The sequence below is a fragment of the Dehalococcoides mccartyi CG5 genome (assembly GCF_000830885.1).
GTDB classification, from domain to species: Bacteria; Chloroflexota; Dehalococcoidia; order Dehalococcoidales; family Dehalococcoidaceae; genus Dehalococcoides; species Dehalococcoides mccartyi_B.
Genome location: NZ_CP006951.1, coordinates 346,468 through 370,880 on the forward strand (window position 1 = coordinate 346,468; position 24,413 = coordinate 370,880).

Genomic DNA, 24,413 nt, shown 5'->3' on the forward strand with positions numbered 1-24,413 from the left:
GTTGATATAAAGTGGCAATAAAGATATATCGCCCTACTTCCCCGGGTCGCCGGCATCACAGTGTTTCCTCCTTTGAGGAAATTACTAAGAGCCGGCCGGAGAGAGCTCTCTTGGTTTCGGTCAAGAATGATTCAGGCCGAAATAACCAGGGGCGCGTAACCGTTCGCCATAGGGGTGGTGGTAGCAAAACACAGATTCGCGTTATAGATTTCAAACGTAATAAGCTGGATGTGCCTGGAAGAGTGGCCGCTATCGAGTATGATCCTAACAGGACTGCCCGTATAGCTCTGGTCTTCTACACTGATGGTGAGAAACGCTATATTTTGGCTCCTTCAGATTTGAAGGTTGGCGATGTGATTATGGCGGGTGAAAATGCTGAGCCCAAGAGCGGCAATGCTCTGCCTCTCAGTTCCATACCCACCGGTACATTCATTCATAATATTGAGATTATCAAGGGCAAGGGCGGCATAATGGTACGCAGTGCCGGTGCTGCCGCTCAGCTGATGGCTAAAGAGGATGATTATGCGCTTGTGCGTTTGCCTTCCGGTGAAATGCGCAAGGTGCGGAGTGATTGCTCTGCTACCGTAGGCCAGATTGGCAATATAGAGCATGGTACCCTTGAAATAGGTAAGGCTGGGCGCAACCGCCACTTGGGTTGGAGACCGACTGTCAGAGGTTCTGCCATGTCACCCAACAACCATCCTCACGGCGGTGGTGAATGTCGCTGTCCTATTGGTATGACCGGGCCGAAAACTCCCTGGGGTAAACCGGCTTTGGGTTATCGTACCCGCAAGGCTAAATACTCTGACAAACTTATCGTGAAGCGGAGGGGGTAAAGAATAATGTCACGTTCTGTTAAAAAAGGGCCGGCTCTTTGCCCTAAACTTATGAAAAAAGTGGAGGTAGCCAGTGCTACCAACCAGAAGTCCATTATCAAGACTTGGGCTCGCTGGTCCACCATTACCCCGCTCATGGTTGGTTTGAATGTGGGTGTACATGACGGCAGACGCCACGTGCCCATATACATAACCGAAAACATGGTAGGGCATAAGCTGGGAGAATTTACCACCACCAGAAATTTCCGCGGTCATGCTAAAGCGGAAAAGGTATCTCAGGTAAAATAGTGAAGTTAACCGGGTAGGGTAGGTTATAAAATGGAAGTAAAAGCAATAGTAAAGGACACCGGATATTCAGCGCTTAAGGTAAGACTGTGCGTTGATCTGGTCCGTGGCAAGAAAGTAAGTGAGGCTATTACATTGCTTCGCTTTATGACCTCGCCTACGGCCAAGGTAGTATCCAAAGTAATAAAATCAGCCGCAGCTAATGCGGAGAATAATTTCCAAATGAATCCGGCTGATTTAAAAATATCACAGATTTATGCAGATGAAGCGCGAATGCTCAAGCGGATGCGTCCTCAGGCCAGAGGCCGGGTTTCGCCAATATTAAAGCGCTCCAGCCATATAACTGTTGTCGTGGCTGACTAGGAGGGTTAATGGGACGCAAAGTTCATCCAATCGGGTTTAGACTTGGCATTATTAAAGACTGGAGTGCTAAATGGCACGCCAGTGATAAAAACTTTGCCGAATGCCTTACTGAAGATCTTAAACTTCGCAAGGCTATCTCAAAGAAGTATGTAGATGCCGCTATCTCTCAGGTAGATATTGAGCGCCAGTCCAACAAAGTGACCGTTTCCGTCCGGACTGCACGGCCGGGTATTGTAATCGGACGCGGCGGTCAGCGTGTTGATGAAATGCGCCATTTCCTGGAAGATTTAATTGGCAAAAAGGTTCAGTTGAATATTGTAGAAATATCTCAGGCTGAGCTTGACGCCTTTCTGGTTGCCCGGAGTGTGGCAGAGCAGATTGAACGCCGTGTTGCTTACAGGCGTGCCATGAAGCAAGCCATTTTCCGCAGCATGCAGGCTGGTGCCAAGGGTATTAAAATATGTGCCTCAGGTCGTCTGGGCGGCGTAGAAATTGCCCGGCGCGAGGTAATGCACGAGGGGCGTGTTCCTTTGCACACCCTGAGAGCTGACATTGATTACGGATGCACCAGGGCTCACACTGCCCTTGGTGATGTAGGTATAAAGGTATGGGTATACCGTGGTGATATCCTGCCCGAAGCTAAAGAGAAATCTGAATCCGAAGTAACGGAAATGGCTGCTGTTATGGCTGATGCTCCTGCCGCAGTTGTTACCGAAACCAAGGTTGCTGATATTGCGGCCAAACCCAAGAGGGTTGTTAAGAAGGCCGAAGCTGAGATTCCCGCTGAAGAAAAACCCAAGCGTGTAGTCAAAAAAGCTGAGAACATAACCAAGGAAGAGGAATAATATGCTCCAACCCAAGCGTGTTAAGTTTAGGAAGGTACAGCGCGGGCGTCGTGACGGGGCTGCCCATAAAGGCAACACAGTTGCTTTCGGTGAATTTGCTTTGCAGTCTCTTGAGGCCGGCTGGATTACCGCCCGCCAGATAGAGGCTACACGCCGGGCAATCACCCGTTATATCCGCCGCGGCGGTCAGGTTTGGATACGGATTTTCCCTGACAAACCCATTACCAAGAAACCGGCTGAAACCCGTCAGGGTGGAGGTAAAGGTGCTCCGGAAGAATGGGTAGCGGTAGTAAGGCGTGGCCGGATAATGTTTGAAATCGGCGGGGTAACCCCTGAAGCAGCCAAAGAGGCTATGCGGCTTGCGTCTTATAAAATGCCGGTAAAGACCCGTTTTGTGGCTCGTGATATACCCGTAGTTGCGGGAGAAACTGAAGTTGAGGAGGCTGAGTAATATGAATATAAGTGATATTCGCGGCCTTTCTGATACTGAAATAAAGAAGAAGCTTGAAGATTCCCATAAGGAGCTTTTTGAGCTCAGACTGAAGCTTTCTACCAGGCAGTTAGTAAATCACCGAGAGCTTCCCCGGGTAAAAAATGACATTGCCCGCATTCTAACCGTAATGCGTGAGCGCGAACTGCAGATAAGGTAGGACTGATATGGAGATAAAAAACAAAACCCGAATCGGTCATGTGATCAGCGATAAGATGGAAAAAACCATTGTGGTGGGTATTGATGTAGTCAAACGTCATCCCCTTTACAAAAAGACTTATCGCCGGACTATGAAATATCTGGTTCATGATGAAAAAAACGAAGCTAAAATTGGTGATATGATTGAAATAGTTGAATGCCGCCCCATCTCTAAGGGGAAATACTGGCGGCTCAGCAAGATAATCACCAAGGGCCACATTGTTGCGGCTCAGGAAGCATAGTTCTGGAGAGAAGAGATGGTTCAACAGTATACCAGGTTAAACGTAGCAGATAATACCGGCGCTAAGAAAATAATGTGCATCAACGTTTTGGGCGGAAGCCACAAAATACAAGCTAAAGTTGGTGATGTTATAGTAGCTGCGGTAAAAAAATCCAGCCCTGATGCCCAGGCTAAATCCGGCACGGTGGTAAAGGCTGTTGTGGTACGCATTACCAAGCCTTATGCCCGCCCGGATGGCTCTTATATAAAGTTTGATGATAACGCTGCAGTTATTCTGAATGACAAGATGGAGCCCAAAGGCACCCGTATTTTTGGCCCGGTGGCCCGCGAGCTTCGTGATAAAAAATTCACCAAGATCTTGTCGCTGGCGCCTGAGGTATTGTAGAGGTACTTAGATGAGACTGAAGAAAAACGATAACGTGCTGGTAATTGCCGGTAAGGACAAGGGTAAAACCGGTAAGGTTCGTTACGCCTATCCCCGTACTGACAGAGTACTAGTGGAGGGCGTGAACATGATAAAGCGGCATTCACGTGCCAAAGGTCAGGCCAAACAGGCCGGCATTATTGAACGTGAAGCTCCTTTACATGTTTCAAATTTGATGTTGCTTTGCAGTAAATGCAACAAACCGGCTCGTATTGGCAGCCGGGAATTGGCGGACGGTAAAAGTGTACGCTACTGCAAATCCTGCAATGAGGTAATTGACTAATGCTTAAGGTAGAGGAACGTTACACTAACGCTGTACCTGAACTTCAAAAGTTCTTCAATTATGGGAATATTATGCAGGTGCCCAAGCTGGTAAAAGTGGTTATAAACACCGGTGTAGGCGAGGCTGTATCCAACTCCAAGGCAATGGAAACTGCGGAAGCAGACATTGTTGCCATTGCTGGGCAGCATCCCGTAGTCACCCGTGCCAAACGTTCTGTTGCCAACTTTAAGCTGAGGGCCGGTATGCCCATCGGTTTAAAGGTCACCCTGCGCGGCCAGAGGATGTATGATTTCCTTAACAAATTGTTCTTCATTACTCTGCCCCGTGTACGAGATTTTCAGGGCGTTCCCAATACCGCTTTTGATGAGCGTGGCAACTACACTTTAGGTTTTAAAGACCATTCGGTTTTCCCTGAGATTGATTTTAACAAGATTGAGAAACCGCGCGGTCTGGAAATTTGTATTGTAACTACCGCCAACACACCTGAAGAAGGCAAGAAGCTCTTGGAACTCTTGGGCATGCCTTTCAGTAAGGATTAGAGGAGACTATGGCTAAAACATCTAAAATTGTTCAATCCCAGCGCGCATCCAAGTTCAAGGTGCAGCACCATAACCGTTGTAGCCGGTGTGGTCGTCCCAGGGGCTATATTAACAGGTTTGGTTTATGCCGCATCTGTTTCCGCGAGCTGGCGTTACAGGGACAGATACCTGGTGTCCGAAAGTCCAGTTGGTAGGGTATAATTGAGGTTTAATAACGGGGGTTTACGATGATCTCTGATCCGATTGCAGATATGTTAACAAGAATACGAAATGGCGTAATGGCCAGACACGAGGTAGTAATCATGCCGGCTTCCCGGATGAAACAGTACCTTGCCAAGGTCATGAAACAAGAAGGCTTTATTGCCGGTTATGAAGTGATTGGCGCCAAGCCCAAACGTCAGCTGAAAATAGTTCTTCGCTATGACGAAGGTGGTGCTTCCTTCGTCAGCGGGCTGGAAAGAATCAGCAAGCCCGGTCTTCGGGTTTACGTACAGCGGGGCGAAATCCCCCGTGTTTACGGCGGTTTGGGTGTTGCCATTGTCTCCACCTCAAAGGGTGTTATGACTGGTTCACAGGCCTGGCGCCAGGGGCTCGGTGGCGAGCTGCTTTGCAAAGTCTGGTAAACTAGAGGTTTTGATATGTCTAGAATAGGTAAAATGCCGATAAAAGTTCCACCTGGCATAAAGGTGGATATAAACGGGAATGATGTAACTGTTAAAGGCCCCAAGGGGACACTTAGCAGAAGCTTCAGGCCTGAAGTAACCATTAACCGGGAGGGTGATTATTTGGTAGTAGCCCCGGTGGGTACAGACAAGGCCACCAGGTCTTTCTTTGGCCTTAGCCGGACCCTTTTGGATAATATGATTGTGGGTGTCAAAGACGGTTTTGACAAGAACCTGGAAATCGTGGGCGTGGGTATGCGTGCTGATAAAGACGGCGACAAGGTTGTCTTTAAGGTAGGCTTTTCACACTCTGTTACAGTAGCTCCTCCGGCGGGCATCACTTTGAGTGTAGACGGTACCACCAAGGTCAAGGTATCCGGTATAAATAAAGAAGATGTAGGCCAGATGGCTGCTGAAATCAGGTCTATCAGAAAACCCGATCATTATATGGGCAAGGGTATCAGATATGCCGGCGAATATGTACGCATCAAACCCGGCAAGGCTATAGGAAAGGGTGCTAAGTAATGGCTAAAGTAAATGCCAGAGAAGCGCGAATAGTTCGGCACGAACGGTTACGCAAGAAGGTCAGCGGTACAGAAGCCCGCCCCAGATTATGCGTTTTCCGGAGTATCGAAAACATTTATACTCAGGTAATTAATGATAACTGTGGTTCAACCCTTGTTCAGGCCTCCACCAAGGATGCCGAGCTGAAGGCTGAGCTGGACGGTAAGACTAAAACCGAACAGGCAGTTGTTATAGGCAACTTGATTGCGAAACGGTCTCTTGAAGCAGGCATCTCGGAAGTAGTTTTTGACCGCGGCGGTTACAAATATCATGGCCGGGTCAAGGCTTTGGCTGAGGCTGCCCGCTCTGGTGGCCTGAAATTCTAAGGAGGACGGAAAAGACGTGTTAGCTAAGGTAGAAAGAATCGATCCTTCTGAGCTTGAATTGAATGACAAGCTTATATTTATTAACCGCGTAACCAAGGTGGTTAAAGGCGGTAAGCGCATGGGTTTTGCAGCTCTGGTAGTAACCGGAGACGGCAAAAATCACGTAGGTATTGGCGTAGGCAAGGCTAAGGAAGTTCCTTCAGCTATTTCCAAAGCCAGTGCCAATGCCAAGCGCAATCTTTCCCGTATACTTTTAAATGGGACTACTGTTCCTCATGAAATCGTTTTCAAGTATGGCGCCGCCCAGGTTTTACTGAAACCGGCTGCTCCCGGTACCGGCATTATAGCCGGCGGCAGTGTGCGGGCAGTATTGGAATCCACTGGTATCAAGGATGTTTTGACCAAGTCTATGGGTTGCAGCAACAAGGCTAACGTTGCCAAGGCTACTTTAGGCGGTTTGACTGCTATGCGGGATCCCAAAGCTACTGTTACCAAGCGGCGCTCTTCGTTGAAAGAGGAGGCTACTGGTGGCTAAGATTAAGATTACTTGGGTAAAAAGTACTATCGGGTATAAGTTTGACCAAGCGGCCACTATCAAGGCTCTTGGTTTCAAAAAATTAAATCAGAGTGTTATACAGGATGACTCTTCTGCCATACGTGGCATGATACTAAAGGTGAGGCATCTTGTTGTTCTGGAAGAGGTGACCTAGTGAGACTGCATGAACTTTCTCCAGCCCCCGGTTCAAGAAAAGACCGCAAGCGGGTAGGCCGCGGCGATGCTGGACGGGGTAACTATTCGGGACGCGGCATGAAGGGTCAAAAAGCCCGCTCCGGTGGTGCTACCCGGCCCGGTTTTGAAGGTGGCCAGTTACCCATATATTTGCGTCTTCCCCGGAAACGCGGGTTCTTTAATCCCTTTCGGATTAAGTACGCTGTGGTAAATATTGAACAGCTAAATATGTTTGAAGCTGGCACTGAGGTCACTCCTGAGACCCTGCTGGCGGCAGGCTTAATAAGGAACTTTGTAAAACCGGTAAAAATACTTTCCTCCGGACATATTGACCGGGCTCTGGAAGTAAGCGCCCATAAATTTTCGCAGGCAGCCAAGGCTCAAATTGAAGCTGCTGGCGGTAAGGTACAGGAAATAGACTATGCGGCAGAAATCGAGTAGACCACGCCTCTTGCAGGCGATGATTGACGCTTTCAGCTTGCCTGATCTAAGGCGTCGGTTGCTGATTACTTTAGGGATATTGATTGCGGCACGTTTCATTGCACATGTGCCGCTTCCTGGCGTTGATTCAGTTGCGCTTCAGGAATTGTTTGACCAGAATGGAGCGCTGGGTATGCTGGATCTGTTTTCCGGCGGTGCCATGCGCTATTTCAGTGTGGCGGCTTTGGGTGTCTACCCTTACATCACCGCTTCCATTATTATGACTTTGCTTACGCCGGTTATCCCAAAACTTTCCGCACTTTCCAAAGAGGGTGATGCCGGGCGTAACAAGATTAACACCATAACCCACTGGTTGGCAGTACCGACGGCTGCTTTGGCCGGTTACAGCCAGTTGCTTCTTCTCCAGAGGGAAGGAGCGGTGGCTCAAACTGAGCCTTTAGCGGCAATTGCCATTGTTCTCTCAATTGTGGCCGGTACCATGTTTATGGTCTGGCTGGGCGAACAGATTACCAGCTATGGCATAGGTAATGGTATTTCACTGATTATCTTCGCCGGTATCGTAGCCGGTCTGCCGGATATGATTGGGCGGGGTTTGATGGCTTCTGACCAGTTTGCGGGTTTGGCTGTATATGCCTTTATGGCTCTTTTGACTACAGTTTTGATAGTTATCTTTACTGAAGCACACCGCAGAATCCCTGTTCAGTATGCCCAGACTGTTATCCGCAGCGGCAAAATGTATAGGCGTGGCGGCGAGAGCCACATACCCTTGCGGGTTAACTCTGCCGGTATGATCCCCCTCATTTTTGCCTCTGCTTTGGTAATGCTACCGGGTTTGGTGGCCAGTTATTTCATGGCAGGGTCAACTGCCGAACCGAATTTTTGGAATAGTGTTTACACTATATTCAGCTCTAGTGCCTCCATGCCAGGAGGGTTGGTATACTGGAGTCTTTACTTCTTTATGACTATAATCTTCGCCTTTTTCTACACCATGGTGACTTTTGAACAGCAGGATATACCCGGTACTCTCCAGAGGCAAGGCGGTTTTGTGCCCGGCATTCGTCCCGGCAAAATGACCGACCAATACCTGAGCGGTGTTATCGGTCGGATTACTTGGGCTGGTGCGCTGTTCCTTGGCTTTGTGGCTATTATGCCCTTTCTTGCCCGTGAAGTCACCGGTATACAGGTTATTCAGCTGTCCAGTTTTGGTATGCTGATTGTGGTTGGTGTAGCCCTGGATACTATGAAGCAGCTCGAAGCGCAGCTTGTAATGCGGCGTTACGAGGGCTTTATTAAGTAGTCAAGAATAGTGTATAATGTTATTTTCCTTGGAGCCCCGGGTTCGGGCAAAGGCACGCAAGGTGAAGTAGTTGCCAAAGAACTCAAGCTGGCGCATATGGCTACAGGTGATTTGTTTCGCAAAGCTATAGAGTGCGGTGATGAGTTGGGTGATACCGTTAAGTCCTATATGGAACGGGGCGAACTGGTGCCGGATGAGATTACCATTAGTGTGGTCTTGAAGCACCTTGCAGGTTTAACAGATGTTACCGGAATTATCCTGGATGGATTTCCCCGAAGTCTGCGACAAGCCGAAGCGCTGGATGAAGCGCTGGTACAGCAGGGACAAGGGATTGGCAGGGTAATATATATAAATGTGCCGGGAGATGAGCTTGTCCGGCGCTTGAGCGGCCGCTGGGTTTGCCGAAGTTGTCAGTCACCTTATCAGAGTGGCTGTGCGGAGGTAACCAAGGGAAAATGTAGCCGCTGTCAGGGTGGGTTATATCAGCGTCCTGATGATACACCGGAAACTGTAAAGGAAAGGCTCAAAGTGTACTTTAGCAAAACAGCGCCTCTTATTGAATACTACCGCTCAAAGGGTAAGCTCAGTGAGATAGATGGTATGGCTGAAATATCAGAGGTTACCAAACGTATTATATCAGCTATAAAGTGCGGTAAGTAACCGGTTTATGGCCATAATACTGAAAACCGAAAAAGAAATTGCTATAATGCGGCGGGCTGGTCATATACTGGCGGTTGCTTTAGAAGAAGTTAAGAAGAATGTCAGACCGGGAATAACTACCCGGGAGCTGGACGAGATAGCTGAAAGGGAACTGTTACGCAGGGGGACTACTCCTTCGTTCAAAGGTTACCAAGGCTTCCCGGCCAGTCTTTGTGCGTCTGTTAACGAAGAAATTGTTCACGGCATACCCGGGGGACGGGTATTAAAAGAAGGCGACATAATATCGCTGGATATAGGCAACATATTAGAAGGATTCCAGGCGGATATGGCCGTAACAGTAGGGGTGGGTGAAATATCACCTGCCGCCCAACGGTTAATATCTGCTACTCAGGCCGCGTTGACGGTCGGGATTGTTCAAGCCAGGGCAGGCGGGCATCTCGGCGATATAGGTGCGGCAGTGGAGGAATATGCTCAAAGCAGAGGGTATGGGGTAGTCAGGGAATATACCGGACATGGTATAGGTCGGAATATGCACGAAGACCCCCAGATACCGAACTTTGGCCGCCGGGGTAAAGGCCCGGAATTAAAAAAGGGTATGACATTGGCCATAGAACCAATGTTAAACATTGGCACTGAAAAGACAAAAGTAGCCCCAGATTGCTGGACAGTGTATACTGCGGATGGTAGTTTGTCGGCTCATTTTGAGCATACAGTTGCCATTACCGATGGTGAGCCGGAAATACTCACCCTGATTGAAGAATAGCGGGGATTTATGCCTAAGAAAGATGCAATAGAAGTTGAAGCGACAGTACTGGAGGCTTTGCCCAGTGCTGCTTTTCGCGTTCAGCTTTCAAACGGGCATGAAGTCTTGGCCCATATTTCGGGTAAAATGCGGGTACATTACATAAGGATTTTGCCCGGAGACAGAGTACTGGTGGAGTTATCTCCCTATGACTTGACCCGCGGCCGGGTTACATACCGATTCAAGTCATAGGTTTGGGAAGGATACAGGAGAACAGTAAATGAAGGTTAGAGCTTCGGTAAAGACAATGTGCGAAAAGTGCAAAATAGTGAAACGTAACGGGGTGGTTAGAAATATTTGCACCAACCCCAAACATAAACAGAGGCAGGGTTAAGGAGGCATTATGGTTCGCATAGCGGGTACAGATATACCCGATAACAAACAGGTTTATTTCTCGTTGCAGTATATATTCGGTATCGGCCCTGCTCGCAGTGAGAAAGTACTTGTTCAGGCGGGTGTGGATAAAACGATTCGGGTTAATAAACTGACCGATGAGGAAATCAACCGCCTTAGGGAAATTATAGATAAAGAGTATCGGGTAGAAGGGGATCTTCGCAAGGAAATTACCCTCAATATCAAGCGGCTTATTGATATTGGCTGTTACCGTGGTATTCGCCATAAGCACAATTTGCCGGTACGTGGCCAGCGCACCAAAACTAATGCCCGTACTCGTCGTGGCCCGCGCAAGACTGTGGCAGGGCGTGGACAAAAACGTGGCGCAACTAAGAAATAAACGCTAAGTAGCGTAGGAGGATATAATGGCAGTTAAAAAGCGTGCCGGTGCCAAGAAAAAAGAGAAGAAAGTAATACCTGTAGGTAAGGCCTATGTACAGGCTACCTTTAATAATACTATCGTAACTCTGACTGACCTGCAGGGCAACGTTATTGCCTGGGCCAGCTGTGGTACTGCCGGTTTCAAGGGCTCGCGCAAGGGTACTCCCTATGCCGCCCAGATGGCCGCTCAGACCGCTGCCCGCAAGGCTGCTGAAAGCGGTCTGCGTCAGGTAGAGGTACTGGTAAAGGGACCGGGCAGCGGCCGTGAAGCTGCTATCCGTTCTCTTCAGGCTTCAGGTATAAATGTGACCGCAATAAGGGACGTCACACCCATTCCTCATAATGGTTGCCGTCCTCCCAAGAGAAGGAGGGTATAGAGGTAGAATATGTCTAGAGAAACAGGTGCAGTTTGCAGGATGTGCCGCCGTAGCGGCGATAAGTTGTTCTTAAAGGGCGACAAGTGCGTTACCAAATGTGTTTTTGAAAAACGCCCCAAGCCCCCCGGCCCTCAGCTGGGCAGACCCCGCCGTCTGTCTGACCGCGGTCAGCAGCTTCGGCAGAAACAGAGCATACGCTGGAGCTATGGTATGACGGAGCGTCAGTTCCGCCGTTTCTTCGGCTTGGCTAATGCTCAGCCCGGTGTTACCGGTGATAATATGATGATTCTTTTGGAACGCCGTCTGGATAATGTTTTGTTCCGCTTGGGTTTTGGCACATCACGTGCCCAGGCCAGACAGATTGTTATGCACGGACATATATTGGTAAACGGCCAGAAAACCGATATTCCTTCCTATCTGATTAAAGAAGGTCAGGAAATAACTGTACGTGAAACCAGCAAGGCTACTGCATATTTCAAAACTTTAGCCGAAAATATTGAAGCCAAGGCAATTCCTGGTTGGTTAAGCTTGGATCGAAAAACCCTTTCCGGCAAGGTCATTAGTCTGCCTAATGCCGGTGATATAGACGCTAGATTCGATGCTCAGACCGTAGTTGAGTACTACTCCAGGTAACTAGTATAAGGAGGTATTTCGTGTCTGATCTAGCTATACCCACAATTAGTTGCACCGAGAGCGACGGCAAGTACGGACGCTTTGTGGTAGAGCCTTTGGAAAAAGGTTTCGGGACTACTATGGGTAATTCACTTCGCCGTATACTTCTTAGCTATCTGGACGGGGTTGCTATTACCCGTGTCCGGATAGATGGTATCCAGCATGAGTTTTGTGCTCTGCCCAAGGCCAAAGAAGATACACTTGATTTTTTGTTGAACCTTAAAAATATAAGGGTTGAGAGCCTTTCAGGACTTGAGGGTATTTTGTACCTGAGAGCTTCCGGCTCCAAGGTGGTTACGGCAGCAGATATTGAACCCTCAAATGATTTTGAGGTAGTAAATCCTGAGCTATATCTGCTTACCCTTGATTCAGATGATGCTGTTTTGAATGTGGAACTTGAAGTAGAGCTTGGCCGGGGCTATCGTCCTCCGGAAAGCGCCGAGAATACGCCTATAGGCACTATTCCGGTCGATGCCATCTTCACCCCCATTCGCAAGGTGAACTTTACCACCGAGCCTATGCATGTAGGCCGTGAAACCAGTCTTGAACGTTTGGTGCTTGAGGTATGGACTGACGGTACAGTAGAACCTGCCACCGCAGTCAGCCGCTCAGCTGATATTCTGGTGAAACAGTTTGCGTCTCTGGTTAGCCACAGCAAGGTAGTGGCTGAAATAGAAGCCAGCGAGCCGGTTAAATACACTATACCGGAAGAAAAATATAACATGCCTATTGAACAGTTGGATCTGTCTGTCAGGGCAGTAAATTGCCTGCGTCATGCCGGCATAACTACCGTAGGCGAGGTCATAAACAGGGGAACCAAGGAACTGCTTACTTTGCGCAACTTTGGCCTTAAGTCTCTGACGGAGCTTGAGGACAGACTAAAGACCATTGGTTTGTCCCTGAACCCTGAAGATGAGTTGTTTGAAGAAGCTGAAAACAATAAGAAGAAAAACAAGGGCATAGACGAAGACTAAAACTTGTACTTGCACATAAGGTGAGGAAATATGAGACACAAAGTATCAGGTAGAAGATTTGATAGACCCACTGGCCAGAGAATGTCGCTTTACCGCAATCTGGTAACGGATCTTTTAAATTATGAGGAGATTACTATCTCCGAGCCACGGGCAAAGGAAATACGGAGCATGGCTGAAAAGATGATTACTCTGGGTAAAAAGGGTACTCTGGCTTCCCGCCGCCGTGCTTTGGCTTTCGTGTATATGCCCGGTATTGTTGAGAAGGTTTTTGAAGACCTGTCAAAGCGATATGCTGAGCGTCCGGGTGGTTATACTCGCATGACCAAGCTTGGTCCCCGTCAGGGTGATGGTGCCGAGATGGTTAAACTGGAACTTATCAAGTAGCTTTTTGGGAGGGGTATTATCTCACCCAGGGTATTGATGGTAATAGAATATGAGGGCACCAGATATTCGGGTTTTCAGATTCAGGACAAAGGTGCTACTATACAGGGAGAGCTGGAAACAGCTATCCGGAAATTAACAAGTGAACAGACCAGAGTGAGTGGTTCCGGAAGGACAGATGCCGGGGTACACGCGGCTTACCAGGTAGTCAGTTACCTGACGGAATCTTCACTGGGGTTGGAAAAAATTAAAGGCGGGTTAAATTATTACCTGCCGCCGGACATAGCCGTAAAAGAAGTCCACTTTGTAGCCGAAAACTTTGATGTGAGACGCAGGGCTATCAGCCGTGAGTACTCTTACCATATATTAAATAGCAAAACTCGCTCACCGCTTGCCAGACTTCAGGCCTGGCAGGTGCCTTACAAGCTGGATATAAAGCTTATGGAACAGGCTTTTAAGATGCTTGAAGGGGAGCATGACTTTATCGCTTTTGCCTCCAGTCTGGGGCCGGAGATAAAGAAAACTGTCCGCCGGGTTAATTGGACACGGTTAGATATTGTAGAGGACAGGCTGATATTACGGATTGAGGCCAATTCCTTTCTTACCCACCAGGTGAGAAATACTATTGGAGTACTAGTGGAACTGGGACGCGGGACTATTAGCATGGGCGAGTTTGGGGCATTATTTGAGGCTAAAACCCCCGGACTGGCGGGGCCGGCAGCGCCGGCTTGTGGACTGAGCCTCGTTCGGGTAAACTATAGAGAACCTTTTGGGAGTTAAGATGAACACTTACACAGTTAAAGCTAATGACATAAAACGGGATTGGCACGTAATAGATGCCTCCGGCCGTGTGCTGGGTGAGGTAGCTGCTGAAGCGGCCAAATACCTCATGGGCAAGCACAAACCCATGTTCTGCCGCAATCTGGATTGCGGTGACTACGTGGTTATCGTAAATGCAAAGAAGATAACGGTTACCGGCAACAAGCTGGACCAGAAGATGTATTATCGCCATTCCGGCTTCCCCGGCGGTTTCCGCCAGGAAAAACTGGGTGACCTTCTGAAAACCAAGCCTTTGTTTGTGATTGAACATGCTGTAAAGGGCATGATTCCCCGCAATACCTTGGGTGCCCAGATTTTGGCTAAATTAAAGGTCTATGAAGGTGCGGAACACCCCCATGCCTCTCAGACCGGCGTAGTAAGCAAGGAGTCTTAACGGGAGATAGTAATGGTAGAGAAGAATACTTATTTTATTGGTGTTGGTCGGCGTAAGACCGCAGTTGCCACTGTAAAACTGATGAGCGGCAACGGCGTTATAGTGATTGATGGCAAGCCCATCGAAGAACGTTTTACCCGCATTCAGGAACGCAATGTTATTCTAAACCCCATGATGGTTACCGATACCATGGGCAAGTTTAACGCTGTTATAAAGGTTCTCGGAGGCGGCGTCACCGGTCAGAGCGGGGCTATTGCCCATGGCATTGCCCGCGCCCTTGAAAAGACCGATGAGAAACTGCGTGCTGCCCTTAAGAGCAATGGCCTTCTTACCCGGGATGATCGGACTAAAGAACGCAAGAAGCCCGGTCTGAAACGTGCCCGCAAGGCTCCTCAGTACACTAAACGTTAAGACTGTCTATATATACATAAAACAAAGACCGGAACCTCAAAGTTCCGGTCTTTTTATTGGTTGAAAACAGGTTATTTAGTTCCCGCGTTCGTCTCTGAAATAGCGCACCACTCCGATAATAGCTGTGAGCAGGCCAATAGCCATACAAAGTATACCGAGGACTGTTTGGGAAAAAGATAGGCTGTCAATATCGGTTGGCTGCAAGTAGGTAAAGATACCTATGCCTATCATAACTATCCCCAGACCGAGGTAAAAAAGACTGGTTTTCATGAATAACTCCGGAAAATTAATTTAAATATTATAACATATGAGTACCTTGATTTGGGATGTGAGGAAGAGAACAAGATGGTTGGCAGATTTATCAGGTGATTGGAAACCCCTGCAGTGAAACACTGTCGGATAATCTCCAGTATTTAATCTCATTCTGGTGACACTTGTTATTATCTTTTTGTCTATTAAGATTATGCCAATAGCAAGTTAATCATAGTGTCTTCCCCAAAATACTTGCAGAGAAGCTCAAATGGTGCGGCAGGATTCCCGCTGAGCACCCATATGGGGCATGAGAGGAAAGGGTTATATAAAGTCTTCATGATGCCCGTAAAACCATCCTGTGCCCTTTGAGCAACCCTCTGGCTGCTGTCTTGGCACTATCTGCTGTAAAAGAATTTAGCTTTCGGCTAATTTCCGTTTGAAGTAGTCAACCGCGTCTATCGGGTAAGGGTCTACCCCGGTCAGGAAAGCCAGATACAGGCTTACGAAGTCTCCCTGAAGTATCAGGCTGAGTGTTTGGCAGAGGGGACTAAAGCCGTAACCGTCAATGCTGAAAACGGGTATTTTGGCCAGATGAAGCATATCAGTGGTAATCCGCATGCGCTGGTGGATGCGTTTAGACAGATAGGTGGTTTTAAACATCACTGCCGCCCAGTAACGGCCAGAACTCCGGGGCAGTTCGTAGCCCACCACCGAGTTATGGTTCATCTCAGGTATTTCTTCGGCAAAGGAAAAGCATTTAGCATTTTCGTTCAACTGGGTTTTAAAACGGCGGGCTGCCGGGAATGTTACTCCGGAGCCAAATGCCATAACCGCCCGTCCTTCCAGTTTGCCAGCCAGCTGTTTAGCGGAATTGTTGGTAGTCTGGTGTTTTTCTGACAGCCTTTCCGCAATCTGGGACAGCACTATCAGGCTTTCACTTACTTCGGCAGATTTGTTGGGTATAAAGCCCAGCTGGTGGAGAATGCTTAAAATAGGTAGCACTCCATAGGCAATGGCAGTGCTGGGGCGGTAAGTATAGTCGTAAATCAGTCCGGGTATATTATGAGCAGTAGCCATTTCTTTCAGCTGTCCACCAGTGGTTAAAACCAAAAGTTTGGCATGGCGGTTGAGGGCTTGATTAAAGCAGGAGACCACCTCTTCGGTTGAGCCGGAACTGCTGGAAGCAATAACCAGTGTATCTGCAGATACATATGCCGGTAGCAAATAATCTTGATGCAGGTAGATGGGGATTTTGCACTCATCCCGCACTATCCGTTCTGCCAGCTGGGCACCCACCCCTGAAGTACCCATGCCCAGTATTACCACCTGTTTGATAGTGCGGTAATCTTCAGGCAGGCTTAAGGCTTCTGCTGTTTCCCATGACTGTTTACAGAGCAGGGGCATGCGTTTAAGCTCATCCAGCATGTGGTGAGGGTCAAGTTTTTCATACATATTCAGGTCATCAAGATTGATAATATCCATCAGGTATATCCCCAAGACAATATTTTAGATACCGGAAAGTTTGCGGCCGTTTTCAAGCAAAGAGGCGGTTTTATCCTGACTGGGGCTTTCGGCATATATCCGCAGGAGCGGTTCGGTACCCGAAAAGCGGATAAGAAGCCAGCTGCCGTCTTCCAGCTTGTAGCGGAATCCATCCAGCCTGTCCGTGGAACTCACTTTGGTTTCAGCCAGACTCTCCGGTTTTTGGTTTGCCAGATGGTTCATTATTTCTTCGCGGCGGGCTTCATCAAAGGTATAGTCAACTCTGTTGTAATAATGAGGCCCTACCTTGGAATACAGATATTCAAGCATCTTGGCAGGTGATTTGCCGGTAGTAATCATAAAATCCAGAAAATACGCCCCTGCCAGTATGGCGTCACGTTCAGGCACGTGCCCGGCAAAGCCATAGCCGCCGCTTTCCTCTCCGCCGATAAGGGCATTTTGCTCTATCATTACGGGGGAGACATATTTGAAGCCCACTTTGGTTTCAAATACCGGTACATTATAAAGCTTCCCCAGCTTGTCTATCATGCTGGAGTTGGTAATGGTTTTAACCAGCGGCCCGCGCAGTCCTTTTACTTCCAGAATATAGAGTGCCAGCAGGGAGAAAACCTGAAGCTGGTTAAGAAAATTGCCCATTTCGTCTACCACACCCAGACGGTCAGAATCACCATCAGTAGCCAGCCCTATATCTGAGCGTATATCCTTGACAAGCCTCATCAGCTTATTCAGGTTTGGGGCAATCGGTTCAGGCTGAAGCACATCAGGAAAATTGGGGTTGGGTTCGGCGTTTATTTCGTTCAAACGATTGCAGCCGCCCTCAAGCAGGTGCTTGAAATAGCCTATGCCGGCGCCGTACATAGAGTCTATGGCTATGTTGAAACCGGCTTCCCGCAGTTTTTCAATATCTACCAGTTTGCTTATTTGCTCAAAATAGGCGGGTGCAAGGTCTATACATTCAATAAGTCCGCGGGAAACAGCTGTGTCAAAATCCAGACGGGATACCGAAGGGTTATCTCCCAGTTTGGCTATTTCTGTTTCAATGGCAGTTATCATGTAGGTAGGGGCACTTGCTCCGTCCGCTGATTTTACTTTAAATCCGTTCCAGATGGCGGGGTTGTGGCTGGCGGTAATTATTACGGCACCTGCGGCTTTCAGGTTTACCACCCCATGGCTGATTACCGGTGTAGGGGTGGGGCATGAACCAAAATAGGTTTTTATGCCGCTGGCCGCCATTACTTCGGCAACCAAACGGGCAAAATCCGCTGAGGCAAAGCGGGTATCGTAGCCGATTACCAGAGAAAGGTTATCGGGGCTGGTATTTTTCAGGTAAGCGGCAGTAGCTTGGGCACAGACAGAGACATTTTCAAAGGTGAAGTCTTTGGCAATAATGCCGCGCCAGCCATCAGTACCGAACTTAATTTGGCTTGTTATTTTGGCTGTCCCCCTTGAAGAATTTGCTTAACATAAAGATAATAGCCCCCAGAATAAGCACTACCGGCAGGAAGAGCACAATAATGACGAAAGTAAGTCCTGCCAGCCCCATTACGGTAGCCAGCATTATCACAGCCAGTTCAACCACAATTGCCCCAAAGAAGGCCAGCAATAAAGTTTTAATCACAAGCACACCTTCCTGTCGGTAGTAATATTTTTATTTGGATACGCTTAGAGATTCTATGGTTGCCTTTATGGCATCTACCTTATCCAGCCGTTCCCACGGCAGGTCCAGTTCCGGGCGTCCCAGATGCCCGTAAGCAGCAGTTTGGCGGTAGATAGGGCGGCGAAGCCCTAGGTTACGGATAATGGCTTCCGGCCGCAGGTCAAAGTGCTTCTGGATAATGGATAAGATATCCTCATGGTTCATGCGGGCGGTGTTAAAGGTTTCAATGGAAACTGACAAAGGGTGGGCAACACCGATAACATAGGCCACCTGAATTTCCAGCCGATCTGCCAGTCCGGCAGCTACCAGATTTTTGGCAATGTATCTGGCCATATAGCAGGCGGAACGGTCTACCTTGGTGGGGTCTTTTCCGGAGAAAGCACCGCCGCCATGGCGGGCAAAACCGCCGTAGGTATCTACCAGAATTTTGCGTCCGGTAAAACCGGTATCTGAAACCGGACCGCCCACTACGAAGCGGCCGGTGGCATTTACATAATACTCGGTTTTTTCGTCTAGCAAATTGGTAGGGATAATAGGTTTAATAACCTCACGGATAATATCAGCCTGAATTTTTTCGGTAGTTATATCCGGATCATGCTGGGCACCTATAACTACGCTACTTATCCTTTTAGCTTTGCCGTTATGATATTCCACCGTTACTTGGCTTTTGCCGTCAGGCCGCAGATAGGGCAGAGTGCCATTTTTGCGTACTTCTGCCAAACGCTTGCTCAGGCGGTGGGCCAGAGAAATGGGCAGGGGCATATATTCCGGGGTTTCGGTGCAGGCATAACCAAACATCATGCCCTGGTCACCGGCACCGGTCAGGTCAAGTTCGTCTACCTGTCCGCTCTTGGCCTCCTGAGATTTGTTTACCCCCAAAGCTATGTCAGGAGACTGGCGGTTTATAGAAGTAAGTACGCCGCAGGTGCGGTCATCAAATCCGTATTCGGGCTTGATGTAGCCGATATCTTTTATCACCCCTCTGACCAGTTCAGGTATTTCCACATAGCAGCTGGTGGTGATTTCGCCCATGACTACTACCAGACCATTGGTTACGGCAGTTTCACAGGCAACATGGGCAGTGGGATCTTTGGCTATGATAGCGTCCAGAACTGCGTCTGAAATCTGGTCGCAAATCTTGTCCGGATGTCCTTCAGTAACTGATTCCGAAGTGAAAAGATATTTTGAAGAATTCCCAAAGGTCTGAGACATCATTTCTCCTTAAGTTCCTTCCTGCCAGCTAGACAGATATTTTATTTGTTCTGCGCTAAGGGTATCTATACTGATGTTTAAAGAGGCGAGCTTGGTTGCCGCTACTGCCCGGTCAATTTCTTCAGGTACGGCGTAAACTTTCTTTTCCAGCTTGGTATGGTTTTTTACCAGATATTCCAGTGAAAGAGCCTGATTGGCAAAGCTCATATCCATTACGGCGGCCGGGTGACCTTCTGCAGCAGCCAGATTTATCAGACGGCCTTCACCCAGCAGGTAAATCCTTCGCCCGTCCTTCATTTTATATTCCTCAACCGAGGGACGGATAGTATCCTTGCCGCAGGAAAGTGATTCCAGAGCGGGGATATTTATTTCGCTGTTGAAGTGGCCGCTGTTAGCCAAGGTTGCACCGTCTTTCATCACCTTGAAGTGATCTTTGTCTATAACGTGCTTGTCTCCGGTAACGGTTATAAAAATATCACCCAGTTTGGCAGCCTCTGCCATGGGCATTACGCTGAACCCGTCCATAACAGCTTCCAGAGCCTTCACCGGGTCAACTTCAGTAACTATTATATGAGCACCCATGCCTTTGGCCCGCATGGCAACTCCATGTCCGCACCAGCCGTAACCCACCACTACCACAGTTTTGGATGCCCAAAGAAAGTTGGTAGCCCGGGTAATACCGTCCAGTGTACTTTGGCCGGTGCCGTAGCGGTTGTCAAACATGTACTTGGTCTTGGCGTCATTTACCGCAATAATCGGGTATCGGAGTTTGCCGCTGTCAGCCAGTGCCCGCAGGCGGATAACTCCTGTAGTAGTTTCTTCCGTACCGCCAAGTATACCGTTTAAAAGTTCAGTTCTCTGGCTGTGCAAGGTAGCCACCAGGTCTGCCCCGTCATCTACGGTCAGCTGGGGTTTGGCATCCAGGGCGGCGGCAATATGACGGTAGTAGCTTTCGTTATTTTCGCCGTGGATGGCAAAGGTATTTATGCCGTGTTCTACCAGAGCGGCCGCGGTCTCGTCCTGAGTGGAGAGAGGGTTGGATGCACACAAGGTCAGGTCTGCACCGCCTGCTTTCAGTACCAACCCCAGGTTTGCGGTTTCAGTAGTGATATGCAGGCAGGCCGCTATGCGTATGCCCTTGAAAGGTTTTTCTTTTTCAAAGCGCTCCTTGATAAGGGATAGTGTCTTCATCTCTCGTCCGGCCCAGTCTACCCGTTTTTTACCCAGAGCGGCCAGAGACATATCCTTGACATCAAAATTTGGCATTACTAATTCATTCTCCTTGATTGGATTTAAAAAATTCCAGTATGTCAGAAAGTTGTTTATCTGTTGATTTTGAACTATCAATTATAACATGATTTGGTTGAACAGCCAGAGGTTCCAAGGCCTTAATTTGCTTCAAATATACTTCCCAGCGTCCGTCAGAGACGCTGGGTTTGTCTAGACGCTTTTCAAGCCTTTTTTGAGCCAGTTCAGGGGTCAGTTTTACTTCCAGTATCACAAACCCTGCATTGTTCCGTCGGGCACATTCTTCAGCCTGCTTTCGCTGATGCTCCTTGAGGAAAGTGGCATCAAGTATGACTGAATATCCCTCTTTCAGGGCATCTTCGGCCTGGGCATACATAGCCTGATAGGTATTTTGGGTCATCTCCGGCGAATATATGCCTTGGTCTGTATCTTCGAAGTGGTGCTGGTAGCAATCTATGCCTGCCAGACCCTTGCGGACAATATCCGAAGAAATTACCACCGAGCCTGATATTTTGGCCAGACTCTGAGCCAGAGTGCTCTTGCCGCAGCCGCAGAACCCCATTGTTATAAAGAGGGTTGGTTTGGATCTGGCGTAGAAATCCGCCAGGTGGTAATAGTTTTTGGATTTCTGGGCGTACTTATCCTTTTCAGCTTCGGATATGTACGGGTCATCCAGTTTGAAGCCTTCCACCTTGCCCCGGATATAAGCCCGGTAGCATTTATAAAAACGCAGCAGTTTAAAGAGGTCTTTATCCCCGCTTTTTTTGATATAGCTGTTTATAAACTGGCGTGAAAGGTCAGCCCTGCCGTAATGGTCCAGATCCATGGCTAAAAAGGCTACTTCGGAAGCTACATCTCCATAGCGGAAACGGTCATTGAACTCTATGCAGTCATATATGCAGATATTGTCCATGAAGCAGATATGGGCGGCATGCAGGTCTCCGTGGCAGTCACGTATCTTGCCCCTGTTTACCCGTTCATTGAACATGGTTTGGTTTTTAGATATAAAGCTGCGGGTAAAAGAACTGATTCGGGCATATTCTTGGGGGCTTACGGTGATGCCCACTTTACTGCCGGTTTGTTCAAAATTTTCTTCGGTATTGTATTTTATAGCTTCAAGATTGCCGTATTTTTGCACTTCGGCATCGGTGCTGGCGGTTTGATGGAAAATGGCCAGTTTCTCAGCCAGTTTTTCCAGCATCCCGCTGCTGACACTGCCTGTTGACAGCAGATTTACAAGCATGCGGCCTTCGGGTAATCTTCGCATTTTCAGGGTATATTCCACCACCTCCCCACATCCACCCAGCGAATAACCCCCCTCATTTTTAATAATAGGTAAAACCTCAAGGTAAGCGTAGTCACACAAACGGCGGTTTAAGAGCAGTTCTTTTTCAGACAGGGCTTTGCGTCCGGAAAGTTCAGAGTAGTCCAGATAGCCCAGATTAACCGCTTTCTTGGTTTTATAAGCAAAATGGTCAGTCAGGAAAACAAAAGACATCTGGGTTTGCACCAGTTCTACTTTGGTAGTAGGTTCGGGGTAAAAATCAGGCCTGAGCATAGCCTGAGCGTACAGAGGCAAATCAGACATCAGCTTTCCTTGCTGACCATTCGGGCGAAGCATTTAAAAGAACGGTCATATGTTTTTTCAACATTATCCGGAAAAGCACAGGCCGGAAGCCCGTCCATAGCCAGATGATAGGATATGCAACGGCAACACTTGCCTTTCCTTTCACAGGGTTCATAGGTACAGTTGCAGTTTATTTTATTAAGTTCGGTTGCACAGTTCATACTGTTCCGTGTTTCCTTCTAAGCAGGGCGGAAAGTTCAGCGAGCAGTTCGGGAGCCCGTTCAGCCGCATCCAGACTCTTTAAACCCAGACCGCAGGCCGGGGTGATAAGTGAGTGGCGGGCAAGCTCAGCAAAGGGCAGGCCTTTGCTGTCAAAGTGGGACATGGCCGCTTCCAAACGGTCCTTCAGGCTGGCGGCAGTTTCTTCCTTCAGGGCTTTTTCGTCTGTGGGTACAATCCCCCAAGCAACCGCCCCGCCCCTTTTGATAAAAGCTTGGAGTGCATCAGTATATATAGCCAGCGAATCTGCATAGGAATAGGTGTCAAAGTTTATAATATCCACGCTGGTATCCATCAGGATAGACCAGTCCGTATTGCCGCAGCAGTGCACCCCTTTCAGGCCGGATATGCCTGAAAAGACTTCTTCAAACATGCCGGTCACCTGTTCACGGGAAAGAGGCAGGTAAGCTGACCCGTAGGCGCTCATGGCAGGTTCGTCAACAAAGATAATGGTGTTACGGCAGATTTTTTTAAGGAAATGTTCCTGCCAGGACGCTTTCAGCTTAAGGAGTTTGGTTGCCGCGTCCGAAAGCACTTCGTCATACAGGATATCCTTGCCCGAAGGGTCTTTGATAGACATGCAGTATGTCAGCGGTCCGGTAATATGCCCTTTAACCAGCTTGGGGGAGAGGTTGCTGCGGGATGCCAGTTCATAAAGACCGGCGGCATATTCCACCCCGATGGGGAATTTATTAAAATCATTATCCAGATAAGCCTGATAAAGGCTTTCAAGTTCACCCTCAAAACCAGAATTTGGTTCAATCCACATCTTGTCCTGATTGATATTTACCCCCGGCAATCCCTGGCTGAACTGGGCGGACATGCCTTCCAGATAGCTTCTTCGTGGCAACTGCGGCCAGACAGGTATGTCCCGAAGGTAATGGGTAATAATATCCACCGCTGCCTTCGGGTCTGTATGGGGCATACTACCTATCATGGTAGGCAGAAAATAAAAATCGGTCTTAGTCATTCTCACTCACTGCAGGCATGTATTTATCAATTATTAAAGCTAACTCGTGTTTACGGGTATTTGGCACTGCCTCCGGGGAAGTCATGATAGCATGGGAGAGGGCGGTACTGCATTCGCAGTTTCTGGTTGAAGAAATTCGCCCTATGGCCAGTTTTATTATCTCTTTTGAAAGGTTTATATTGCCGCGCAGGGTGGCTATTACTTTATCTACCGTTACGGCTTCTTCTTCCTCGTGCCATGCATCGTAATCTGTGGCACAGGCGATAATAGCGTAACAGATTTCGGCCTCTCTTGCCAGTTTAGCTTCAGGCAGAGCAGTCATGCCGATAACATCTGCCCCCCAGCTTTTGTGGAGACGGCTTTCAGCTTGAGTAGAAAAGGCAGGCCCTTCCATAACCACATAAGTGCCGCCGTTATGCACATTTGCACCCGCCTCCTTGGCACACTCAAACAGCAGTTTACGCAGATTGGGGCAAAAGGGCTGGGAGAAAGCTATGTGGGCTACAATACCCTTGCCGAAGAAGGTATTGGTACGCTGGCTGGTGCGGTCTATCAGCTGGTCAGGTATCAGAAGGTGTCCCGGCTTAACCTCTTTTTTGAAACTGCCAACCGAGTTTACAGCTATAATGTGTTCCACCCCCAAGCTTTTCAGGGCATATATATTGGCGCGGGAGGGGATTTCAGACGGGAGTATGCGGTGTCCCCGCCCGTGTCTGGGCAGGAAAGCCACCCCAACCCCGTTTAAGTTTCCGGTAACGATAATATCTGAGGGCTTGCCGAATGGAGTATCCAGGGTATGTTCACGAATATCGGTCAGCCCCTCAATATCATACAGCCCTGTTCCCCCGATAACCCCTATTTTAGCGTAGTGTGTCATACTAGATCTCCTCAGGTTTTTATGCCTTCTATCAGGTAGTTTTGCCAAGCGGTTCGGCAA

The 24,413-nt window shown here is 48.4% G+C and carries 40 protein-coding genes; 30 read left to right on the forward strand and 10 right to left on the reverse strand.

The window, feature by feature from the left end:
• Nucleotides 1-11 precede the first annotated feature (11 nt).
• From rplB to rpsI, 30 genes are read left to right on the forward strand one after another with little or no spacing between them, the layout of a single operon-like run.
• Nucleotides 12-836, forward strand: a complete 825-nt coding sequence (gene rplB, locus X794_RS01745) for a 50S ribosomal protein L2 (RefSeq protein WP_011308999.1) — start codon at nucleotides 12-14, stop codon at nucleotides 834-836.
• Between the two features lie 6 nt (nucleotides 837-842).
• On the forward strand, nucleotides 843-1,124 hold the full coding sequence (rpsS, locus tag X794_RS01750; protein ID WP_011309000.1) for a 30S ribosomal protein S19: 282 nt from the start codon (nucleotides 843-845) through the stop codon (nucleotides 1,122-1,124).
• A gap of 30 nt (nucleotides 1,125-1,154) precedes the next feature.
• Nucleotides 1,155-1,484: a 50S ribosomal protein L22 gene (rplV, locus tag X794_RS01755; RefSeq protein WP_011309001.1), complete on the forward strand. Its 330-nt coding sequence runs from the start codon at nucleotides 1,155-1,157 to the stop codon at nucleotides 1,482-1,484.
• 8 nt (nucleotides 1,485-1,492) lie between these two features.
• Nucleotides 1,493-2,329 carry a 30S ribosomal protein S3 gene (gene rpsC, locus X794_RS01760; protein WP_011309002.1) on the forward strand — a complete coding sequence of 279 codons (837 nt, stop codon included), beginning with the start codon at nucleotides 1,493-1,495 and terminating at the stop codon, nucleotides 2,327-2,329.
• Between the two features lies 1 nt (nucleotide 2,330).
• Nucleotides 2,331-2,780 (forward strand): 50S ribosomal protein L16, encoded by a 450-nt coding sequence (gene rplP, locus X794_RS01765; RefSeq protein ID WP_011309003.1) that lies wholly within the window; start codon nucleotides 2,331-2,333, stop codon nucleotides 2,778-2,780.
• A 1-nt stretch (nucleotide 2,781) separates the two neighbouring features.
• Nucleotides 2,782-2,979: a 50S ribosomal protein L29 gene (rpmC, locus tag X794_RS01770; protein ID WP_011309004.1), complete on the forward strand. Its 198-nt coding sequence runs from the start codon at nucleotides 2,782-2,784 to the stop codon at nucleotides 2,977-2,979.
• Nucleotides 2,980-2,986: 7 nt separating this feature from the next.
• Nucleotides 2,987-3,259, forward strand: coding sequence for a 30S ribosomal protein S17 (gene rpsQ / locus X794_RS01775; protein ID WP_011309005.1), 273 nt, complete (start codon nucleotides 2,987-2,989; stop codon nucleotides 3,257-3,259).
• A gap of 15 nt (nucleotides 3,260-3,274) precedes the next feature.
• Nucleotides 3,275-3,643, forward strand: coding sequence for a 50S ribosomal protein L14 (gene rplN, locus X794_RS01780; RefSeq protein WP_011309006.1), 369 nt, complete (start codon nucleotides 3,275-3,277; stop codon nucleotides 3,641-3,643).
• Between the two features lie 10 nt (nucleotides 3,644-3,653).
• The gene (gene rplX / locus X794_RS01785; protein WP_011309007.1) at nucleotides 3,654-3,965 is read left to right on the forward strand and encodes a 50S ribosomal protein L24; all 312 of its coding nucleotides are present in this window, start codon (nucleotides 3,654-3,656) and stop codon (nucleotides 3,963-3,965) included.
• Nucleotides 3,965-4,504: a 50S ribosomal protein L5 gene (gene rplE / locus X794_RS01790; protein WP_011309008.1), complete on the forward strand. Its 540-nt coding sequence runs from the start codon at nucleotides 3,965-3,967 to the stop codon at nucleotides 4,502-4,504. Before rplX ends, rplE begins: the two co-directional genes overlap by 1 nt.
• Before the next feature lie 8 nt (nucleotides 4,505-4,512).
• The gene (locus tag X794_RS07265) at nucleotides 4,513-4,698 is read left to right on the forward strand and encodes a type Z 30S ribosomal protein S14 (protein ID WP_010936264.1); all 186 of its coding nucleotides are present in this window, start codon (nucleotides 4,513-4,515) and stop codon (nucleotides 4,696-4,698) included.
• Nucleotides 4,699-4,731: 33 nt separating this feature from the next.
• Nucleotides 4,732-5,127 carry a 30S ribosomal protein S8 gene (gene rpsH, locus X794_RS01795; protein WP_011309009.1) on the forward strand — a complete coding sequence of 132 codons (396 nt, stop codon included), beginning with the start codon at nucleotides 4,732-4,734 and terminating at the stop codon, nucleotides 5,125-5,127.
• Between the two features lie 15 nt (nucleotides 5,128-5,142).
• On the forward strand, nucleotides 5,143-5,691 hold the full coding sequence (gene rplF, locus X794_RS01800; RefSeq protein ID WP_011309010.1) for a 50S ribosomal protein L6: 549 nt from the start codon (nucleotides 5,143-5,145) through the stop codon (nucleotides 5,689-5,691).
• Nucleotides 5,691-6,056: a 50S ribosomal protein L18 gene (gene rplR / locus X794_RS01805; RefSeq protein ID WP_010936267.1), complete on the forward strand. Its 366-nt coding sequence runs from the start codon at nucleotides 5,691-5,693 to the stop codon at nucleotides 6,054-6,056. The genes rplF and rplR overlap by 1 nt, the downstream gene beginning before the upstream one ends.
• 16 nt (nucleotides 6,057-6,072) lie before the next feature.
• Complete coding sequence (rpsE, locus tag X794_RS01810; RefSeq protein ID WP_011309011.1) at nucleotides 6,073-6,591, forward strand: 30S ribosomal protein S5; 519 nt, start codon at nucleotides 6,073-6,075, stop codon at nucleotides 6,589-6,591.
• A complete protein-coding gene (rpmD, locus tag X794_RS01815; RefSeq protein WP_011309012.1) occupies nucleotides 6,584-6,766 on the forward strand; it encodes a 50S ribosomal protein L30 in 183 nt (60 codons plus the stop codon). Before rpsE ends, rpmD begins: the two co-directional genes overlap by 8 nt.
• A complete protein-coding gene (rplO, locus tag X794_RS01820; RefSeq protein ID WP_011309013.1) occupies nucleotides 6,766-7,227 on the forward strand; it encodes a 50S ribosomal protein L15 in 462 nt (153 codons plus the stop codon). The genes rpmD and rplO overlap by 1 nt, the downstream gene beginning before the upstream one ends.
• A 19-nt stretch (nucleotides 7,228-7,246) precedes the next feature.
• Nucleotides 7,247-8,524 (forward strand): preprotein translocase subunit SecY, encoded by a 1,278-nt coding sequence (gene secY / locus X794_RS01825; RefSeq protein WP_228384457.1) that lies wholly within the window; start codon nucleotides 7,247-7,249, stop codon nucleotides 8,522-8,524.
• A gap of 9 nt (nucleotides 8,525-8,533) precedes the next feature.
• The gene (locus tag X794_RS01830) at nucleotides 8,534-9,184 is read left to right on the forward strand and encodes an adenylate kinase (RefSeq protein WP_011309015.1); all 651 of its coding nucleotides are present in this window, start codon (nucleotides 8,534-8,536) and stop codon (nucleotides 9,182-9,184) included.
• A 7-nt stretch (nucleotides 9,185-9,191) separates the two neighbouring features.
• Complete coding sequence (gene map, locus X794_RS01835; RefSeq protein ID WP_011928875.1) at nucleotides 9,192-9,947, forward strand: type I methionyl aminopeptidase; 756 nt, start codon at nucleotides 9,192-9,194, stop codon at nucleotides 9,945-9,947.
• A gap of 9 nt (nucleotides 9,948-9,956) precedes the next feature.
• Entirely contained in the window at nucleotides 9,957-10,178 is a 222-nt protein-coding gene (gene infA, locus X794_RS01840; RefSeq protein ID WP_010936274.1) for a translation initiation factor IF-1, read from the forward strand.
• Between the two features lie 28 nt (nucleotides 10,179-10,206).
• Entirely contained in the window at nucleotides 10,207-10,320 is a 114-nt protein-coding gene (gene rpmJ, locus X794_RS07270) for a 50S ribosomal protein L36 (RefSeq protein ID WP_010936275.1), read from the forward strand.
• 9 nt (nucleotides 10,321-10,329) lie between these two features.
• Nucleotides 10,330-10,719 (forward strand): 30S ribosomal protein S13, encoded by a 390-nt coding sequence (gene rpsM / locus X794_RS01845; protein ID WP_011309017.1) that lies wholly within the window; start codon nucleotides 10,330-10,332, stop codon nucleotides 10,717-10,719.
• 25 nt (nucleotides 10,720-10,744) lie between these two features.
• Nucleotides 10,745-11,137: a 30S ribosomal protein S11 gene (gene rpsK / locus X794_RS01850; RefSeq protein ID WP_011309018.1), complete on the forward strand. Its 393-nt coding sequence runs from the start codon at nucleotides 10,745-10,747 to the stop codon at nucleotides 11,135-11,137.
• 9 nt (nucleotides 11,138-11,146) lie between these two features.
• Nucleotides 11,147-11,770 (forward strand): 30S ribosomal protein S4, encoded by a 624-nt coding sequence (gene rpsD, locus X794_RS01855; protein WP_011309019.1) that lies wholly within the window; start codon nucleotides 11,147-11,149, stop codon nucleotides 11,768-11,770.
• Between the two features lie 20 nt (nucleotides 11,771-11,790).
• Nucleotides 11,791-12,783: a DNA-directed RNA polymerase subunit alpha gene (locus tag X794_RS01860; RefSeq protein WP_011309020.1), complete on the forward strand. Its 993-nt coding sequence runs from the start codon at nucleotides 11,791-11,793 to the stop codon at nucleotides 12,781-12,783.
• Nucleotides 12,784-12,813: 30 nt separating this feature from the next.
• Nucleotides 12,814-13,167 carry a 50S ribosomal protein L17 gene (rplQ, locus tag X794_RS01865; RefSeq protein WP_011309021.1) on the forward strand — a complete coding sequence of 118 codons (354 nt, stop codon included), beginning with the start codon at nucleotides 12,814-12,816 and terminating at the stop codon, nucleotides 13,165-13,167.
• 36 nt (nucleotides 13,168-13,203) lie between these two features.
• Nucleotides 13,204-13,944: a tRNA pseudouridine(38-40) synthase TruA gene (truA, locus tag X794_RS01870; RefSeq protein ID WP_011309022.1), complete on the forward strand. Its 741-nt coding sequence runs from the start codon at nucleotides 13,204-13,206 to the stop codon at nucleotides 13,942-13,944.
• Nucleotide 13,945: 1 nt separating this feature from the next.
• On the forward strand, nucleotides 13,946-14,377 hold the full coding sequence (gene rplM / locus X794_RS01875) for a 50S ribosomal protein L13 (protein WP_011309023.1): 432 nt from the start codon (nucleotides 13,946-13,948) through the stop codon (nucleotides 14,375-14,377).
• A 12-nt stretch (nucleotides 14,378-14,389) separates the two neighbouring features.
• Nucleotides 14,390-14,788 carry a 30S ribosomal protein S9 gene (gene rpsI / locus X794_RS01880; RefSeq protein WP_011309024.1) on the forward strand — a complete coding sequence of 133 codons (399 nt, stop codon included), beginning with the start codon at nucleotides 14,390-14,392 and terminating at the stop codon, nucleotides 14,786-14,788.
• 75 nt (nucleotides 14,789-14,863) lie between these two features.
• On the opposite strand, the gene X794_RS01885 is transcribed toward rpsI, so the two are convergent.
• The 10 genes from X794_RS01885 to mtnP all read right to left on the reverse strand — a co-directional run bounded on the left by X794_RS01885 (nucleotide 14,864) and on the right by mtnP (nucleotide 24,353).
• Nucleotides 14,864-15,058 carry a DUF202 domain-containing protein gene (locus tag X794_RS01885; protein ID WP_011309025.1) on the reverse strand — a complete coding sequence of 65 codons (195 nt, stop codon included), beginning with the start codon at nucleotides 15,056-15,058 and terminating at the stop codon, nucleotides 14,864-14,866.
• Nucleotides 15,059-15,454: 396 nt separating this feature from the next.
• Nucleotides 15,455-16,522 carry a bifunctional phosphoglucose/phosphomannose isomerase gene (locus X794_RS01890; RefSeq protein WP_011309026.1) on the reverse strand — a complete coding sequence of 356 codons (1,068 nt, stop codon included), beginning with the start codon at nucleotides 16,520-16,522 and terminating at the stop codon, nucleotides 15,455-15,457.
• Between the two features lie 24 nt (nucleotides 16,523-16,546).
• On the reverse strand, nucleotides 16,547-17,962 hold the full coding sequence (locus tag X794_RS01895; protein WP_011309027.1) for a phosphoglucomutase/phosphomannomutase family protein: 1,416 nt from the start codon (nucleotides 17,960-17,962) through the stop codon (nucleotides 16,547-16,549).
• On the reverse strand, nucleotides 17,958-18,161 hold the full coding sequence (locus X794_RS01900; protein WP_011309028.1) for a hypothetical protein: 204 nt from the start codon (nucleotides 18,159-18,161) through the stop codon (nucleotides 17,958-17,960). Before X794_RS01900 ends, X794_RS01895 begins: the two co-directional genes overlap by 5 nt.
• Nucleotides 18,162-18,191: 30 nt before the next feature.
• Entirely contained in the window at nucleotides 18,192-19,412 is a 1,221-nt protein-coding gene (metK, locus tag X794_RS01905; RefSeq protein WP_011309029.1) for a methionine adenosyltransferase, read from the reverse strand.
• Nucleotides 19,413-19,421: 9 nt separating this feature from the next.
• Nucleotides 19,422-20,678, reverse strand: coding sequence for an adenosylhomocysteinase (gene ahcY, locus X794_RS01910; RefSeq protein ID WP_011309030.1), 1,257 nt, complete (start codon nucleotides 20,676-20,678; stop codon nucleotides 19,422-19,424).
• A gap of 7 nt (nucleotides 20,679-20,685) precedes the next feature.
• Nucleotides 20,686-22,248 carry an AAA family ATPase gene (locus X794_RS01915; RefSeq protein ID WP_011309031.1) on the reverse strand — a complete coding sequence of 521 codons (1,563 nt, stop codon included), beginning with the start codon at nucleotides 22,246-22,248 and terminating at the stop codon, nucleotides 20,686-20,688.
• On the reverse strand, nucleotides 22,248-22,448 hold the full coding sequence (locus X794_RS01920) for a DUF6485 family protein (protein ID WP_011309032.1): 201 nt from the start codon (nucleotides 22,446-22,448) through the stop codon (nucleotides 22,248-22,250). The genes X794_RS01915 and X794_RS01920 overlap by 1 nt, the downstream gene beginning before the upstream one ends.
• Entirely contained in the window at nucleotides 22,445-23,476 is a 1,032-nt protein-coding gene (locus tag X794_RS01925) for a methionine synthase (RefSeq protein WP_011309033.1), read from the reverse strand. Before X794_RS01925 ends, X794_RS01920 begins: the two co-directional genes overlap by 4 nt.
• Entirely contained in the window at nucleotides 23,469-24,353 is an 885-nt protein-coding gene (mtnP, locus tag X794_RS01930) for an S-methyl-5'-thioadenosine phosphorylase (RefSeq protein ID WP_011309034.1), read from the reverse strand. The genes X794_RS01925 and mtnP overlap by 8 nt, the downstream gene beginning before the upstream one ends.
• Nucleotides 24,354-24,413: the final 60 nt, after the last annotated feature.